Consider the following 13,855-nt stretch of genomic DNA (forward strand, 5'->3'; position numbering starts at 1 on the left):
CTTTCCATCGTCTCAGGTACTCAATCTGCGCCTGATCCTCTTTTTCTTGTCTGTTCATGGTCTTTATCCCTTGTACAGATTCGGAATCGGCATCCATGCTGCCACTCTGTACAGTGAGCATCCACCGTGTCCGTTTGAGTATTTATCCCACTCTAGATATCCATACTGTCTGTCAAGCCAGTGCTTTTCTGTGTCCTCGTCAAATACTTGGATGTAGCATCCTACACTGTACTCTCTGTATCCGTTACCGTTCGTTGACTCAAGTGTGAGTAGTACATCTCTTTCATCTTCCGGAAGTCTTTCTGTCACTGGTATCCATCCACGCTTACTGTCAGCATTGTCAATCTTGCACATGCTCTCGACATACTTTCTGACGGTCTCTGTTGTGAGTAGGATCCCTTCGTCCTTTCTGTCCGGATTCAGTTCATCTGCCATCGTGTTCTTCAATTCTTCCTCTGATTCGTTCAGCCAGGAAAGAAATTCTTCTGCATCAATCGTCTTAGCCATATCTTCTCCCTTCACAATTCGCTACGTATTTGCCATAGCTCATTCCATGTTTTCTTGCTTCCGCTGCAGCTCTTGCTAGCTCGTTTTGAAACTTCGGTTTCATTGCGCCTTTTACTTTCTTCGGTTTGGCTTGCTTTCGTTTCATTGCCAGTTCCTTTTTCTGTTCAGGACTCAAGGCTCTGTATCTTGCCTTTCCTCTCTCACAACACTGTCTTCGGCTTCTTTCTTCTCCGCAAGCCTTGCTACAACACTTCTTTCGGTTGCCGACTATCTCAAATTCTTTTCCACAGACTGAGCATACCGCCCAGCCTTTGTTTGCTTCTGCCATTCTTAATCACCTTCCTAGCAACTTACTTTCCAGATCATCCATGTCGTAATGTCTTCTCTCAAAGTTGTTATTGTTCTTCGTTGCTGGTTTCTTATCGTGCCGTTCATCATACTTTCCTTCAAGCACCTTCACAAAATTATTCGGATTGATGAACCAATCGAAGTTCAGTGAGAATCTCGCATCTGTCTTTCCCTGAAGGAAATCACTCTGTTTGACCTTATCAACAGCTTGTATCACTTTTTCTTCTCCGAATTGCTCAAGCAAGGCAATCAGTGAAGTATATCTCTTAGAACCAGGATTGATACGGTAAATCATTTTGATTCCGTAAGGCTCTAGTTGATTCCAAGCATCGATGATGGATTGAATGCTATGCTGCTTTATAGATACGTTAGTATCTATATATTCTTTCTTTCTTCCTTTCTTCCCTTCTTCTATTGTTGTCACTTGCTTGTCACTTGCTTGTCGGTTGCTTGTCGGTTGCTTGTCACTTTGCGTGTCACTCGATTGATACGAGCAGTAATTATTTACCGTAAATACGCTGAATTTGTTATATTTTTTGCTTGTCACTTCGCCTGTCGATTCTAGGTGTTTTATTGCTGTTCTTATCTCTCTAACTGAAAGGTTAGTTTCTTCAGATAATTTGGCTAAAGAAGATACGAATGACCCCCTTTTTATCTCAATTCCTAAGAAAAATCCGTCCTTCCAGTTCGCTTTTAAAAGCATGTGTATGAACAATCTGGAAGTGTTTTTGTCTTTGTACCACCCCCACTCGAGAAGTGACCGATTAATCTTTATGTAATCGCCTTTCATATAATTTCATCCAATCTTCCATTGTCATTGTGACCAGCCAATCCTTGTGATTCTTCCGATGCATTACCGTAGGCATTTCGCCCTCTCTCGCATCGTTTATGGACTGTTCCACAGCTTCATAGATGTTAAGCTTCTCTACCCTCTTGCACTCAATATGGATGCCAGGAAGACCGACTACATCTGCATCTCCATTGGATCCACAGAACTGCTGCCCTCTCCGGCAATCATATCCGTATCTGTCTTTAAGCAGATTTGCTAACTCTCTTTCTCCCTCTTTCCCTTTTCGGTTTGAATTCATCTGTGTCTACCTCCATGTTGCAATTCTTGGCTGTTCGCCTTGCTGTTTTTAGTGCCCAGCCGATACTCTTCAGCCGGCTTTCTTCTTGTCTGATGTACTTCATCAGCATCATTCTCTCTTCTAAGATGTTCATGTCTGGAACGAAGTACCCTCTGCCATCTTGCATATTGAGAATCGGAATATCTCGTCTTGCATAATGGATCATGTCTCTTATCGTTCTATCGTCTATACCGGTCAGATCAGACAATTCAGCTCTCGTGATTGCTCTGTCATGTCCGGTTCTGATGTAATCTAATATGTCAATATCGTAAGTCTGCATTGTTCTCCTTTCTCTCCCCGGACAAGCCGAGGAGACGAATCATCATGGCTCTGATTAAGGATTGTGACATACTGTTTCAGTCAGCCATTAGGAGTTTATATATCAACCTTATCCGCTAGGTTAATACCAGTTATAGCCAAGACTTTCCGAATACCTCTCTGAACTCTTCTCTGCTGCCTATATGCTCTTCGAAATATCGTTGAGCCATCTGTTTAAGCTCCAAGTCCAAACCGTGATTCGGATTGTCATGTACACTCCCCTTTTGAAATTCATGGAGATACGGTGCAAGGGGAATCACAAATCCGTATCTCTCTGATAGTTTTCGTCTGCTTCCATAGAAGATATGGTGAATATGTGGATATGGATAACCAGTAAAGTAGCAATGGTTCATATCTTCTGTGAATACGCTCTTCAATCGTTTAGCCAATATCCACACCATACCTTTCTTTCAGCAATCTCTTTTCATCCGGTGTTGCAATCGCAGCATCCGTCATTCCAGCTTCTTTGCAGCTTGTGATAAGTCCATCAATGAGCCTTGCCATCTCTTCTGTGTTGTAAGTGCTCGATCCTCTCAAAAGCTTGTAAGTCCTGTACATTACACCGTCTACACCTTGCCTTACTTGTGATGTTGGCATCAGATGATATTCTGTTGCTTGCATCACTTTCTTTTCCGCATCTTCCGTATCCGGTACTGTCATGTATATCGGCTTTCCTTCAATGATCTCCGGCTCTCCGTAGTGAATCAGCATCAAGTTATGCATCTCTGCATTCGATGTGTTCATTACCTTTGCAAGCTTGGTGAGTAGTACCCAGTAGTAACCATTCGCATCAAGGCTTCTTTTCTTCCTGTATGGCTTGATTTCAAGGCTTAAAACCTCTTTGCCTTTCAATTCCTCATAGGTTTCGAGAAAGTCCTCATTTGGCTCAAATAGAATGGTCAGACGATGCGTTACGAAGTCGATAATTGGTTCTTTGAGTTTTCCAGTGAAACGCATTACTCATCACCATACTTCTGTTTCAATGCATTGAGCATCATGGCTGCTTCTTCCTCTGTTAGTTCTTCCCAAGTCTTTCCATTGCCAGCAACCCAGGCATCGCCATCGACACCATGACTTGTACATATTTGCTTGATTGTTTTGATTTTTGCAGCGGATGCACGTTTCTTTAATGTTTCCGGAATGAATGGTTCGTTGTGGTTCTCTTCTTTCAGCCACAGATCAAATCCTAGTCCAGTATGGATAGCTACACACTTTACAAATGCTCTGCACATGCTGTTCCATACTCTCTGCTGTGTCATTGAATTATCCTTTACCGGATTACTTCCGTTCATGACAGGTGTCTGCATGAAGTACGTGTTCTCATCAATAACAACCTTAATCAGTGTCTCGTAACATCTGTTTTTATTTCCGTTCTTATCAGAGAACTCTACATCTGTCTTTCTAAGGCTGCTACCGGTTACTGGATCCGGTACTGGTTCCCAGTAAACCTTGTCTGCTCCATGCATTCTCAAAAGGTTGATGCATGTTGCCCAGTTAAGATAATCGAGTCCATCTCTTTTCTTGCAGTACTTCTTGATATCTACTTTTCTAAGTTCTTCGTAGCTTGCAAGTGGCATTACAATCCACTCCCTTCTTCGTCTATCCAGTTCCCGGAGAAGAACCACTCTACAAGTTCTTTCTTGAACTCTCTCTGGTCTTCTTCTGTTCCTTTCAAACATCTTTCCAATGCGTAATCAAACGCTTCCTCTTCTGTTACGATTGTTCCCTCTTCCGGTCCGATGCCTCTATAAACTCTCATGTTTCGTCACCCCAATGATGAGTTTCACAGTATCAAGTTCAACGAATCCACCCTTCTTCTCAGCTTTCTCAATGTAAGCTTTAAGTGTTTCCATGCGTGCATCTATCTTGCACAGCTCTATAAATTTATCTACACTTACCTCTAATGTTCTTTCTTCCATTGCTTTCTCCTCTCTGAAATGTTATTATTAAGTTGGTTTTATAGCCGAGTGCCTGAAGGTTGCCGCCTTTATCATGGCACTCTTTTTTAATATCCGAAGATAACCCATGTTGCGATACTTAAGAAGATTACCAATGCCATCGCAACTACTGTCATAACAGCAGACTTTTTTTCTTCTCTATCATCATGTTCAATTCTTCTTGGCTTTCTCTTGATATCAATGATCTGGATTGTTCTTCTTTGGATGTCGATCATATCGATCTGATTCATTTTTTCCACCTTCTTTCCTATAGGATGTACATGGATAACAGCGGCTGCGTTCCATGCAGCTATTTCTGTATCTGCAGTAGCAGCAATCTTCCACGCTCAAATCACTTCTCTTCCTATTCGTTCTTTTTCTGATTCAGAAATTTTAAGTACCCTCAAGATCTCCCTCAGTTCTCCAAGCCGAATATCTTCCGGCATACCAAATCTCTGGTAGAGAGTACTCATCGGGATTCCTGTCAGCTTGGAAAGTTTTCCCATGTTGATGTCTTCCATCGTCTTGCCTGATTGTATGATTGCAATAAGTGTTCTGTTCTGCCTTTCCCTGTCAGATATTTTTAATTTTGGCATCTCTTCTCACCTCTCTAATCATCATAAGTGCGTGGGATCATGTCCTCTGTCAGTGCGTAAAACTCGCTGAGATACGCTCCGTCATCTGTAATGCTTAAATCAACAGCAACGTTGTTCTCGTTCATCAGCATGATACTCAACGCACACTCTTCTCCAATTGTTCCGTTGCCAACAGCTAAGACCTTAAAGCCTTTCAATGCGTGCAGCTCTTCAGAATCTCCATTGACTCTCTTATTGATAATCTTTTTCTTCATTGCTTTCACCTCTCTTCATCAGTACCCCTCACGCCACCTACTCAATCGCTGGAACCCAACCACATTTCTTACACTTTTGCGTCCTCATCACTGATAGCACTTAAATCATCCTTAACTGCGTGTGGCTCACTGATCCAAATAGCTTCATCCGAAATAGTTACATCAATAGCTACATGATGTTCATTTACCAATGTAAGAACAGTTATGTCTCCAAAATCACCATTAGTGGGTCCATCTTCCACACTTACTACCTTGAATCCAATAAGCGGAGCAAAAGCTTCTTTTTCTCCTGCGTATTCTCGATTTATAATAGTTTTCATCTTGATTCCCTCCTACACTTCAAAACTCATCTGCGCATTTTCAGCGTCAATCTCTTCTTTCAAAAACATTGGGAGCTTGTACGCTTCGATAATCTTTACTGCCAGGTTGCACTGATTTCTCTTGATTGCCTTGTATGTGTCAACGCCGAATTCTCTTTTGAGCTGTTTATCAAGGTCTTTGTAAACTTTGGTTCGCAAGCTCCTGTTCCGATACGCTGGACTACTCTTTCCGCCCATCAGTGGAACAATCTTGTTATTCTTTGCCCATGTGATTCTCTGACACTCCAAGGCAAGTAACGGCATGTCCTGTTTGAACTCCTGTAAATCCTTGTCAATGGAATTTACTTTCTCTGTTAGTTCCACATTACCCTGTGCAAGTAACTGAATCTTCTGGTCGGTTGTCATTGGAACTACTTTTGGTTTCTCAAAATAGTTGTCAACCAGTCTGTCGTAGACTTCCCATGCTGTGTCAGTGTTAAGTGACTTCGCATGAAGGAAAGCTCCTTTTTCCGTCCAAAGATAAAGCTTCGATGCTTTCTTTGAACCGTCATCAATTTGATGATGGTCAACAAACTCTCTCTTTTCACCATCTTCCAAGCAGATGTAATGTTTTCCTTCAATATATCTTTCCTTATTTCTATTGAAGTTGTTTGAAATAACTCTTGTGTCAGAGCCATACGCTTCAGCGATCTGCTGTGTTGTGAGCACTCTAATGCTTTTGTACTCTGTAATCTGTAAGTTGTTCATTTCTGTGATTCCTCTCTAAAGTGTCATTTAATTCAACTTTTCGTTTAAAAAAATTCTGTCTCTATCTGACCTTGAAAGTTTTAGCGTCTTTGTTAATCCAACGATTTCAGAAGCTGTAAACTCTCCACCTTTTAAACGATTGTAGAATGTTTCTCTAAGAATACCGCTTTTTTCACAAATGGCTTTGACTGTCATTCCGCTATCAGCAATTCTTTCTTTTAAAAGTTTGATGTCTGCCAAGGCAACTCCCCTCCTTTCTGGTTGAACTTTATTCAACATCATCAATATATCACGGAGTTGAATATGTGTCAACCATTTTTACAAAAATGTTGAATATTTTTCAATCTTGTGATATATTGAAATCAAGGAGGTACGCAAAATGCTTCAATTATATAAAAACATAAAAAAGAGACGATTAGAATTGCAATTAACGCAGACTGATTTAGCAACTAAGCTGGGTTATGCTGATAAAAGTATGATTGCAAAAATAGAAAAAGGGGTAGTAGACTTGCCTCAGTCAAAAATACTTGCTTTTGCTGATGTGCTACAGACATCCCCTAGTGATTTAATGGGTTGGGAGCAGATAGACACAAATTTTTCCGGGAAAGAAGCTCCGAAAGAAATCTATGATAAATTCAAAAATAATGTATCTAAATTTCACGGAGAACATAAAGAACTTCTTGATATATATGAAAAGCTCTCTTCTCCAAATCAGAAAAGAGTCTTCACCTATTCAAAAAATTTGCTCATGAACCAGCAAATGGAAGAAGAGTTGGCCGTCCAGGCAGCTCATGAACGTACCGATATAGAAGTAACGGATGAGATGAGGCAACATGATGATGACATCATGGATGACGAAAACTTCTAATCTCCATAGTCCACTTTTATAGGACAAATTGCTTAGTACAATTATGATGGAGGTGTTGTAAGTGAATTCTTATGAAATACTTTTAGACGAAGCTCGCAATATTGGATTAGTGGTAAAGGAAAAGCCACTTCAAAGCGGAGATGGAAGAATAAAAGGAAACAAAATTGCTATCCGGCATGATATTAAGACATCACGACAGAAAGCCAATGTTCTTGCTGAAGAACTTGGACACTACTATACTTCCACAGGTGATATTCGAGATCAGTCCAAACTGGAGAACCGGAAACAGGAACGTCAAGCCCGGTTGCACGGCTACAACCGCCTGATCGGACTTATGGGAATCATCCACGCATTCAATGCTGGATGTCAAAATAAATATGAAATTGCAGACTTTCTAGATGTTACAGAAGAATATCTAGAAGAATGTATCAGCTGCTACCGTGATAAGTATGGAGTATATACTACCGTTGATAACTATATTATATACTTCATTCCGAATCTGGTAGTAGTTGAAATAATTTGATATAACCTCACAAGGGATTATATATACGAGCAGTGGTGGCTCGTAAGGAACAGGTCTCGCAAAAGAAAGAGAGGGATAAAAAACATGGGTTTTTTAGACAAATTAAAAGGAAGCTGGGATAACGCTTCTAGATATGCTGACTTAAGGCAAAAAATAGAAAATAATGAAATTTCTACATTGACTGAAGACGACCGCAGCTTCTTTGAAGCCACTGCCAAAAAGACTCCAGAAGAACATTTAGCTGACTGGGAGAAGCGACAAGCCGAAAAGGCTGAGCGCGATCGCATCAAAGCCTTAAGAAAAGCTGAAACACAATACAATATAGGTGGTTTAAAATTCCGTAAAGATGGAAATGGTTTATATTATTTCGGAAATTCTTTTCAGGAAGGCGCTGGACACTTTAAACTGGTTGATTTTATTTGGGACGGTCCTCAATACAATTTAATCAGCAAAACAACCGGAAATAATAAAACTCACGGTCGTGCTGGCAGCGCACTAATTGGTGCTGCAGTTGCTGGACCTGTCGGTGCCGTCGTCGGCGCATCCCTCGGAAAGAAAACAAAAGTCAACACAACTACTACGACAAAACAGCAGGAATTAGATACCGTTGCATTTTTAGTATTCGAATCTACAGAAACAGGAACGAGAGTTCAAAAGGAAATCAAATGTAATACCAATACTGCAAATGAAGTTCGCAGACTTTCTTTTAATTAATACCAAAAAAGAAACCGCTCCTGCGCCAACAGGAACGGTCAACTAAAAGAAACACACGCCAATGTGCTTCTTTTAGTAACTCCGAAGAGATACTCCAAAATCCAATGAATATTGTATCATCTTCGGAGCAGTCAATCAATCAGAACTCTTGTTCTGTTGCTAGGCTGTTATTTTTATACCATTTTTTATAAAAAGGAGATGATTATATGGCAACAGCTAAGAAGTTACCTTCCGGATCATGGAGATGTCTGGTATTCTCACACTATGAAAATGTGGTGGATAAGGATGGAAAACCAGTTATTGATCCGAAAACAAAAAAGCAGAAGCAGAAAAGAATCTATAAGTCTTTCACTTGTGATGATCCATCGGCAAGAGGAAAAAGAAAAGTTGAAGCAATGGCTGCTGAATGGGCAGATAACAAAGAAATCAAGAAAGATGAAGAAGTGCAAATGACTTTCGGTGATGCACTGGAAAAGTATATACAGGAACGGTCCGCTGTCCTCTCTCCGTCCAGTATCAGGAAGTACAAGAGCATGCAACACAATTGCATGGTACCGCTTAAGGAGTATCAGCTGAAAGAACTCACCCAAAGCGTAATTCAAAAAGTGATTAATAATGCATCTACAGAGCTGTCACCTAAGTCTGTTCGTGACATGAACGGTCTGATCAGTGCGGTAATGAAAAGATTTCGTCCTGGAATCGTAATCAATATCACTCTTCCGAAGAAACTTAGGAGCAATATTTACATTCCTACAGAAGAGGACATCAAAAAGATTGTTCGTGCATCAGAAGGAACTATCATGGAAGTGCCGATTCTTCTCGCAGCGTTTGGAGCTATGCGAAGAGGTGAAATCTGTGCATTGCAGAAGTCTAACATTAAGAATCACACAATCCACGTTACAAAAACAATGGTTATGAATGACGAGGGGGAATGGATTGTAAAAGCACCTAAGTCTTATGCTGGTGACAGATATGTGAACTACCCATCGTTCGTAATCGAAAAGTTCTTGAAACTACCAACCGACACTGTAGACATGAATCCGAATACATTAACAACATTGTTTGGAAATCTGCTTAAGAAATTAGAGATACCGCACTTTCGTTTCCATGACTTAAGGCATTACAACGCTTCTGTCCAGCATGCACTTGGTATACCAGATGCATATATCATGCAATCTGGTGGATGGGGAAATGATTCGGTACTGAAAGAAGTCTACCGTCACACTCTTCCGGACATGGAAGATAAAATGAATAAGATTGCAATCGACTATTTTGAGTCTATGCAACACGAAATGCAACACGAAACATAACAATCATTGATTTTACAGGGGTTTTAGCACTTTCTGTGGGAGTTCGATTCTCTCATCCCCTGTATTAAAAAGTCTTAGAAACCGCGTAAAATCGCTGTTTTAAGGCTTTTTCTTTTTTCCAAAAAGCAAAGGTAATCAAAAAGGTAATCAACCATATGTTCGAAACATCTGAAGAAGGAGGAAATCTTGCACAAATGCGTCTCATATGGTACCAAAAAGACATACTTTGCTAAAAATTTGATTATTTCAAATGATATTTTAAAGATACAAATAAAAAGAAATGCCTTAGCAGATTAATTCATATTCACATAAACATGAAGAATACTGTTAGGACATTTCTTTTTTATCCAGATATTAACACAAGAGTATCAAAATACAATAAAACAAAGTTGATTGATATATTCTTAAAAATAGCCACTTTTCCTTAAAACATCTATAATTCTCTTTTCCTCTATTAAGTAGATACCTTATATGGGTCTCATACAACTAATAACAAGAAATAATTGAAGAATATCCAACTCTTTAAAAAAGAGGATTTTTATTGAACATACTAGATTTTAGATTAGAGTTATAAAATATTTTTATCTTTATCATTTTTAATAATCTTATAAGCTTCCAAAATTCCTTGCTTTACTGCAGATTTAATAATAAATGCTAGTAACGGAATTATAAAAAAAATAATGATTAAAGCAATAAATAGTATCATTTGTAAATCCATAGAAAACTCCATTTCTAATAACTATAGTAAGTGTTTCAAATTTATCAGATTTATTCTAGTATAACATACTATTAATGAATGTAAAGAAAAATATTCCTAAGAACAACCTTTAATGGTCATAGTACCGTTAGTTCTTTTTCCTGCTTTTTGATGTCGTTCTCTTTTCAAAATAGTATTCCCCTTTCCGGCATGACTACTCTGCAGATATAAAGGAAAGCTGCGTCTACTCAAGTAGTAAGCCATTAAAAATCTGTTGATTGATACAAGTTCGAAGGAATGGGGAGCGAAATCCCCATCAAGATTGCCAGGCATCCTGATTTCCAAAAGGAAATTAGAGTTACTCAAGGGCGCATCTTGCCCTTGTTTAATAAAAGATTCGTTATGCTTTGCAGTAAATCAATGTTTTAAGTTTTCTCCAATTTTGGGAATAACCTGTGCCTAAGTGTCTAAAGTATGATATCATGTGAGTAACAAATTAGAAGTTGCAAGGAGGAAATTATGAAATTTATGCAAACAGAGAAAAAACAGCTATTGATCTATGTGATTATAGCATACGGAATCACATATGTAATGGGACTTCTGATGTGGTATGGCTATGGAAAAGGTCTTGATCTCAGCGCTTTTCCAAATGCGCAGATGCTGTATCCAGCAGCAGGTGTGATGATGGCTTATTTAATTACCAAAAAAGGAGATAAAAATCTTCCAACGGCTTTTTTCATATTCTTTATAGCACTCACGGCGGTGCTGGTTGTCTGCACGGCGGCTTCTGTTCTGGCTCCCCAAAATAGAGATCTGATGAGCATGCCATATTCTCAGTGGGCACCGATCATGGAGTACGTTATAATAGGTGGCAGCGTTATTTTCTGGATTCTTCTTCTGCAATCCGGTAAAGAAAAGCGCAGATCCTATGGACTGAACAGCGAACATTGGAATATATCTATTCGTATGATCCTGTTGTTTATTGGATTATATCTTCTCAGATTTGTGATTGCCTGTGCTCTGAGCGGCCAGCTTTCTGAATTTGGCAAAATAATGGCAAATCCTACTACCTGGATCATATTTTTTACTGTTTTGGTAAACTTTTTCCTGTCAGTAGTGGCATTCTTTGGAGAAGAATACGGATGGAGATATTATCTTCAGCCTCTTCTTCAGAAAAAATTTGGACTAAAAGGCGGCGTAATCCTTTTGGGCTGTGTGTGGGCTGTATGGCATCTGCCAATAGACTTCTTCTATTACACTACGCCGGATATGGGGCTGGCGGCTCTGGCAAGCCAGTTTGTTACCTGTATTTCACTGGGGATTTTTATGGCATATACTTATATGAAAACCCAGAATATCTGGGTCCCGATAATTATTCATTTTCTGAATAATAATATGGTGGTAGTTTTTTCAGGAACGTACTCTGCGGATGTACTTCAGAATCAGCAAATCCACTGGGGAGATATTCCTGTTGCACTGGTAATGAATCTGCTGATCTTTGGATGGGTGATCTTTCTGAAGCCATTTAAGGAGAAAAAAGCATAATATTGAATTCATTCAAATTATTTAGAACAATTTGCAGGAGTACCTGCATTTTTAGGAATAGTTATTTTAATTTCATGTATTGCAGATTGAATGATATTTGCAAAAATTGAAGTGGCATAACTTATAATAGGTTAATCATAATTGTAATCAAAAATCAATGTCCATTCTGTGGCAAATCATTAAGGGTTGTACCTATAAATAGTGAAGAATATTGTCCACACTGTGGTTGTAAAATAGAACCGGAGCATAAGAAAAATCAAGTTTGTAGAATTTAAAAATTTAATATGAAATATGGGATAGAGCGTATGGAAACTATACGTTCTATTTTTTTGCCTTTTTGAGAAAAGTAAAGGCAAAACGCAATGTCTAGACATCGTATTTTTAGCACAGAATCGATTTTATCGTTAATGGTCATTAATACATTCAAAAAAAATCGTCAAGTCTATTGATTCGTATTATTAATAAAACATATAGGGAAATGTAGGTCATCCATAAAGTCTGCATTAAAGGAATTGGACGAAGCCGGACTACTGGTAAGAGAATCTGGTGGGTTTTCTAAGCCAAATCACTTGTATATAAAGATTCCCGCAGAAGAGATTTATCAGAAGGACAGAAATTCACCCCAATTAGAAAATAGACGGTCATATAAACAATCACTGCATAGCCAGAATACTGGCTCCCTGAGGGTCAAAAAGTCGACGCCTAATAAAGTAATAATAAATAAGAATAACATTAGTAATAAAGAGCTGAACTATGAATGTCAGGAAGGAGAGAGTTTATGATGGATGCTTTATTTATAAGCTTTTCTGGCTTTTTTGTTTTACTGGAAAATCAAAAGGTATCAGAAAAGGTATCAAAAAGGTATCGAATTGAATCAAAAGGGCTGAATCATTTTGGAGTTCCGGATTTGAAAATATGAATGGAAATTCTCTTCGTTTGCCTATTCGTCTGAAAAAATAGTTATGTAGCAAGTGATTGTCAGCTTGTCTTGTGTGAGTAATTTGTCCGCGAAGTCGAAAAGGAAGTGCTTTATCTACGGAAAGTTTCCAGATAACAGATAAGAGGACTTGCAAGGTTCGTGACCTTTCAAGTCCTCTATATAGCATGGTGGTATTGGATACCGTCTGTTCTGTCAAGGACTGCCCTAACGGCGTATCGGCTTCGCCTTGTTCCTTGACATCACTAGGGAATTCATGAGTTATTCTTCTTTAATAATATTATCTTCCCTTATATAGCCCCATATAGAATCATTATATACTTCAATATATGTAACTTTTTTTTCGTATAGCTTTCGTTAGTTGTATATAAGTAATCCCCTTGTTTTACTTTATAATTCCAAAATTTTAATTCTATAGGATCTTTTAAATCCACAGTACCGCTTTCCCAATTTGCTTTAATAGCAATAAATATATTGTCATCATTTTGAACAATACATTGTGTATTTTTTTGACTTTGACAATAAGCTATTCGGCTTTCAATTGTTTTATTTTTTCCGTTATATAAGAGCAAAAAAATTAGAAATATTATTAAGCAATCAATAACAATAGAAAGAGTATTCTCTAACCAATCAGCTAAACGAATTATTATCATAAAGATAAAATTTATTCCATATCCAATTAAAGAGGCGAATAAAAATCCTTTTGGATTTTGATATATATTACTTATTGAATGGTCTAGAATATGTATGTAATTCACATCTAGGAATTTTCCACTAATCAATAAAAACACGAGCAACATTATTGGAAAAAAGATAAAAAAATACCCAACAATATACGTGTTATTCTACTAATAAGAATTTGATTAATGGCTACGGGTCCATCGAATAAAAAGTATAAACTAAATACTATATTAATACCAGTAAGCATAAAAGATAAAATAACAATAAAAGTTGATAATAAATTTCCCAAAGCTCCGATGGTTCCTAATGCGAGAAAAAGAAGAGCCAGTATTGGTATATCCATAATCCAAAAAATATACATAATATTTATCACCTTCTGAAATAGTATTGTAATAATTGGTTATTCATGTTTCCTTGTTTACACTA

General features: G+C 38.2%; 23 protein-coding genes. 6 read left to right on the forward strand and 17 right to left on the reverse strand.

The genetic code is table 11. The annotated features are described in order from the left end of the window. Positions 1–63 precede the first annotated feature (63 nt). The 15 genes from ACZ47Z_RS12035 to ACZ47Z_RS12105 form a co-directional block, all read right to left on the reverse strand. A complete protein-coding gene (locus tag ACZ47Z_RS12035; protein WP_054751676.1) occupies positions 64–507 on the reverse strand; it encodes a DUF551 domain-containing protein in 444 nt (147 codons plus the stop codon). Continuing rightward, positions 500–835, reverse strand: a complete 336-nt coding sequence (locus ACZ47Z_RS12040; RefSeq protein WP_054751674.1) for a hypothetical protein — start codon at positions 833–835, stop codon at positions 500–502. The genes ACZ47Z_RS12035 and ACZ47Z_RS12040 overlap by 8 nt, the downstream gene beginning before the upstream one ends. A 6-nt stretch (positions 836–841) precedes the next feature. Further along, positions 842–1,645, reverse strand: coding sequence for a hypothetical protein (locus ACZ47Z_RS12045; RefSeq protein ID WP_464525600.1), 804 nt, complete (start codon positions 1,643–1,645; stop codon positions 842–844). Beyond that, positions 1,620–1,943, reverse strand: a complete 324-nt coding sequence (locus tag ACZ47Z_RS12050; RefSeq protein ID WP_054751670.1) for a putative PDDEXK endonuclease — start codon at positions 1,941–1,943, stop codon at positions 1,620–1,622. Before ACZ47Z_RS12050 ends, ACZ47Z_RS12045 begins: the two co-directional genes overlap by 26 nt. After that, on the reverse strand, positions 1,888–2,262 hold the full coding sequence (locus ACZ47Z_RS12055; RefSeq protein WP_054751668.1) for a hypothetical protein: 375 nt from the start codon (positions 2,260–2,262) through the stop codon (positions 1,888–1,890). Before ACZ47Z_RS12055 ends, ACZ47Z_RS12050 begins: the two co-directional genes overlap by 56 nt. 419 nt (positions 2,263–2,681) lie before the next feature. Beyond that, positions 2,682–3,257 carry a hypothetical protein gene (locus ACZ47Z_RS12060; RefSeq protein ID WP_054751666.1) on the reverse strand — a complete coding sequence of 192 codons (576 nt, stop codon included), beginning with the start codon at positions 3,255–3,257 and terminating at the stop codon, positions 2,682–2,684. Further along, positions 3,257–3,877, reverse strand: coding sequence for a Sak single strand annealing protein (locus ACZ47Z_RS12065; RefSeq protein ID WP_054751664.1), 621 nt, complete (start codon positions 3,875–3,877; stop codon positions 3,257–3,259). The genes ACZ47Z_RS12060 and ACZ47Z_RS12065 overlap by 1 nt, the downstream gene beginning before the upstream one ends. Then, positions 3,877–4,059 carry a hypothetical protein gene (locus ACZ47Z_RS12070; protein WP_054751663.1) on the reverse strand — a complete coding sequence of 61 codons (183 nt, stop codon included), beginning with the start codon at positions 4,057–4,059 and terminating at the stop codon, positions 3,877–3,879. The genes ACZ47Z_RS12065 and ACZ47Z_RS12070 overlap by 1 nt, the downstream gene beginning before the upstream one ends. Continuing rightward, on the reverse strand, positions 4,046–4,219 hold the full coding sequence (locus ACZ47Z_RS12075; protein ID WP_157050379.1) for a hypothetical protein: 174 nt from the start codon (positions 4,217–4,219) through the stop codon (positions 4,046–4,048). Before ACZ47Z_RS12075 ends, ACZ47Z_RS12070 begins: the two co-directional genes overlap by 14 nt. A gap of 86 nt (positions 4,220–4,305) precedes the next feature. Continuing rightward, the gene (locus tag ACZ47Z_RS12080) at positions 4,306–4,488 is read right to left on the reverse strand and encodes a hypothetical protein (RefSeq protein ID WP_054751661.1); all 183 of its coding nucleotides are present in this window, start codon (positions 4,486–4,488) and stop codon (positions 4,306–4,308) included. Between the two features lie 96 nt (positions 4,489–4,584). Further along, entirely contained in the window at positions 4,585–4,833 is a 249-nt protein-coding gene (locus ACZ47Z_RS12085) for a hypothetical protein (protein WP_054751659.1), read from the reverse strand. Between the two features lie 14 nt (positions 4,834–4,847). Beyond that, positions 4,848–5,087: a hypothetical protein gene (locus tag ACZ47Z_RS12090; protein WP_054751657.1), complete on the reverse strand. Its 240-nt coding sequence runs from the start codon at positions 5,085–5,087 to the stop codon at positions 4,848–4,850. A gap of 68 nt (positions 5,088–5,155) precedes the next feature. Then, on the reverse strand, positions 5,156–5,407 hold the full coding sequence (locus ACZ47Z_RS12095) for a hypothetical protein (RefSeq protein WP_054751655.1): 252 nt from the start codon (positions 5,405–5,407) through the stop codon (positions 5,156–5,158). A 12-nt stretch (positions 5,408–5,419) separates the two neighbouring features. After that, positions 5,420–6,154: an ORF6C domain-containing protein gene (locus ACZ47Z_RS12100; RefSeq protein WP_054751653.1), complete on the reverse strand. Its 735-nt coding sequence runs from the start codon at positions 6,152–6,154 to the stop codon at positions 5,420–5,422. A 27-nt stretch (positions 6,155–6,181) separates the two neighbouring features. Next, positions 6,182–6,394, reverse strand: coding sequence for a hypothetical protein (locus ACZ47Z_RS12105; RefSeq protein WP_054751650.1), 213 nt, complete (start codon positions 6,392–6,394; stop codon positions 6,182–6,184). 139 nt (positions 6,395–6,533) lie between these two features. Between ACZ47Z_RS12105 and ACZ47Z_RS12110 the strand changes: the two genes are divergently transcribed. The 4 genes from ACZ47Z_RS12110 to ACZ47Z_RS12125 all read left to right on the forward strand — a co-directional run bounded on the left by ACZ47Z_RS12110 (position 6,534) and on the right by ACZ47Z_RS12125 (position 9,569). Further along, positions 6,534–7,022 carry a helix-turn-helix domain-containing protein gene (locus tag ACZ47Z_RS12110; RefSeq protein ID WP_117569529.1) on the forward strand — a complete coding sequence of 163 codons (489 nt, stop codon included), beginning with the start codon at positions 6,534–6,536 and terminating at the stop codon, positions 7,020–7,022. A gap of 61 nt (positions 7,023–7,083) precedes the next feature. Further along, the gene (locus ACZ47Z_RS12115; protein WP_054751645.1) at positions 7,084–7,545 is read left to right on the forward strand and encodes an ImmA/IrrE family metallo-endopeptidase; all 462 of its coding nucleotides are present in this window, start codon (positions 7,084–7,086) and stop codon (positions 7,543–7,545) included. An 84-nt stretch (positions 7,546–7,629) separates the two neighbouring features. Further along, positions 7,630–8,259: a hypothetical protein gene (locus tag ACZ47Z_RS12120; RefSeq protein ID WP_054751643.1), complete on the forward strand. Its 630-nt coding sequence runs from the start codon at positions 7,630–7,632 to the stop codon at positions 8,257–8,259. A 206-nt stretch (positions 8,260–8,465) separates the two neighbouring features. Further along, positions 8,466–9,569 carry a site-specific integrase gene (locus ACZ47Z_RS12125; RefSeq protein WP_226871599.1) on the forward strand — a complete coding sequence of 368 codons (1,104 nt, stop codon included), beginning with the start codon at positions 8,466–8,468 and terminating at the stop codon, positions 9,567–9,569. A gap of 568 nt (positions 9,570–10,137) precedes the next feature. On the opposite strand, the gene ACZ47Z_RS12130 is transcribed toward ACZ47Z_RS12125, so the two are convergent. Further along, complete coding sequence (locus tag ACZ47Z_RS12130; RefSeq protein ID WP_155492229.1) at positions 10,138–10,287, reverse strand: hypothetical protein; 150 nt, start codon at positions 10,285–10,287, stop codon at positions 10,138–10,140. A 498-nt stretch (positions 10,288–10,785) separates the two neighbouring features. Here ACZ47Z_RS12130 and ACZ47Z_RS12135 point away from each other — a divergent pair, with 498 nt between their 5' ends. Together ACZ47Z_RS12135 and ACZ47Z_RS12140 are read left to right on the forward strand one after the other, a co-directional pair. After that, the gene (locus ACZ47Z_RS12135) at positions 10,786–11,811 is read left to right on the forward strand and encodes a CPBP family intramembrane glutamic endopeptidase (protein WP_117568546.1); all 1,026 of its coding nucleotides are present in this window, start codon (positions 10,786–10,788) and stop codon (positions 11,809–11,811) included. Positions 11,812–12,589: 778 nt separating this feature from the next. Beyond that, the gene (locus tag ACZ47Z_RS12140; RefSeq protein WP_181987463.1) at positions 12,590–12,730 is read left to right on the forward strand and encodes a hypothetical protein; all 141 of its coding nucleotides are present in this window, start codon (positions 12,590–12,592) and stop codon (positions 12,728–12,730) included. A gap of 308 nt (positions 12,731–13,038) precedes the next feature. Here the strand turns inward: ACZ47Z_RS12140 and ACZ47Z_RS12145 are convergent, their stop codons facing one another. Beyond that, complete coding sequence (locus ACZ47Z_RS12145) at positions 13,039–13,506, reverse strand: hypothetical protein (protein ID WP_117916872.1); 468 nt, start codon at positions 13,504–13,506, stop codon at positions 13,039–13,041. Positions 13,507–13,855: the final 349 nt, after the last annotated feature.

Source organism: Mediterraneibacter faecis (assembly GCF_055383675.1).

Coding starts and splice junctions, on each gene's coding strand:
- ACZ47Z_RS12035 (WP_054751676.1), bottom strand. CDS start 507: ATGGCTAAGACGATTGATGCAGAAGAATTTCTTTCCTGGCTGAACGAA.
- ACZ47Z_RS12040 (WP_054751674.1), bottom strand. CDS start 835: ATGGCAGAAGCAAACAAAGGCTGGGCGGTATGCTCAGTCTGTGGAAAA.
- ACZ47Z_RS12045 (WP_464525600.1), bottom strand. CDS start 1,645: ATGAAAGGCGATTACATAAAGATTAATCGGTCACTTCTCGAGTGGGGG.
- ACZ47Z_RS12050 (WP_054751670.1), bottom strand. CDS start 1,943: ATGAATTCAAACCGAAAAGGGAAAGAGGGAGAAAGAGAGTTAGCAAAT.
- ACZ47Z_RS12055 (WP_054751668.1), bottom strand. CDS start 2,262: ATGCAGACTTACGATATTGACATATTAGATTACATCAGAACCGGACAT.
- ACZ47Z_RS12060 (WP_054751666.1), bottom strand. CDS start 3,257: ATGCGTTTCACTGGAAAACTCAAAGAACCAATTATCGACTTCGTAACG.
- ACZ47Z_RS12065 (WP_054751664.1), bottom strand. CDS start 3,877: ATGCCACTTGCAAGCTACGAAGAACTTAGAAAAGTAGATATCAAGAAG.
- ACZ47Z_RS12070 (WP_054751663.1), bottom strand. CDS start 4,059: ATGAGAGTTTATAGAGGCATCGGACCGGAAGAGGGAACAATCGTAACA.
- ACZ47Z_RS12075 (WP_157050379.1), bottom strand. CDS start 4,219: ATGGAAGAAAGAACATTAGAGGTAAGTGTAGATAAATTTATAGAGCTG.
- ACZ47Z_RS12080 (WP_054751661.1), bottom strand. CDS start 4,488: ATGAATCAGATCGATATGATCGACATCCAAAGAAGAACAATCCAGATC.
- ACZ47Z_RS12085 (WP_054751659.1), bottom strand. CDS start 4,833: ATGCCAAAATTAAAAATATCTGACAGGGAAAGGCAGAACAGAACACTT.
- ACZ47Z_RS12090 (WP_054751657.1), bottom strand. CDS start 5,087: ATGAAGAAAAAGATTATCAATAAGAGAGTCAATGGAGATTCTGAAGAG.
- ACZ47Z_RS12095 (WP_054751655.1), bottom strand. CDS start 5,407: ATGAAAACTATTATAAATCGAGAATACGCAGGAGAAAAAGAAGCTTTT.
- ACZ47Z_RS12100 (WP_054751653.1), bottom strand. CDS start 6,154: ATGAACAACTTACAGATTACAGAGTACAAAAGCATTAGAGTGCTCACA.
- ACZ47Z_RS12110 (WP_117569529.1), top strand. CDS start 6,534: ATGCTTCAATTATATAAAAACATAAAAAAGAGACGATTAGAATTGCAA.
- ACZ47Z_RS12120 (WP_054751643.1), top strand. CDS start 7,630: ATGGGTTTTTTAGACAAATTAAAAGGAAGCTGGGATAACGCTTCTAGA.
- ACZ47Z_RS12125 (WP_226871599.1), top strand. CDS start 8,466: ATGGCAACAGCTAAGAAGTTACCTTCCGGATCATGGAGATGTCTGGTA.
- ACZ47Z_RS12130 (WP_155492229.1), bottom strand. CDS start 10,287: ATGGATTTACAAATGATACTATTTATTGCTTTAATCATTATTTTTTTT.
- ACZ47Z_RS12135 (WP_117568546.1), top strand. CDS start 10,786: ATGAAATTTATGCAAACAGAGAAAAAACAGCTATTGATCTATGTGATT.
- ACZ47Z_RS12140 (WP_181987463.1), top strand. CDS start 12,590: ATGATGGATGCTTTATTTATAAGCTTTTCTGGCTTTTTTGTTTTACTG.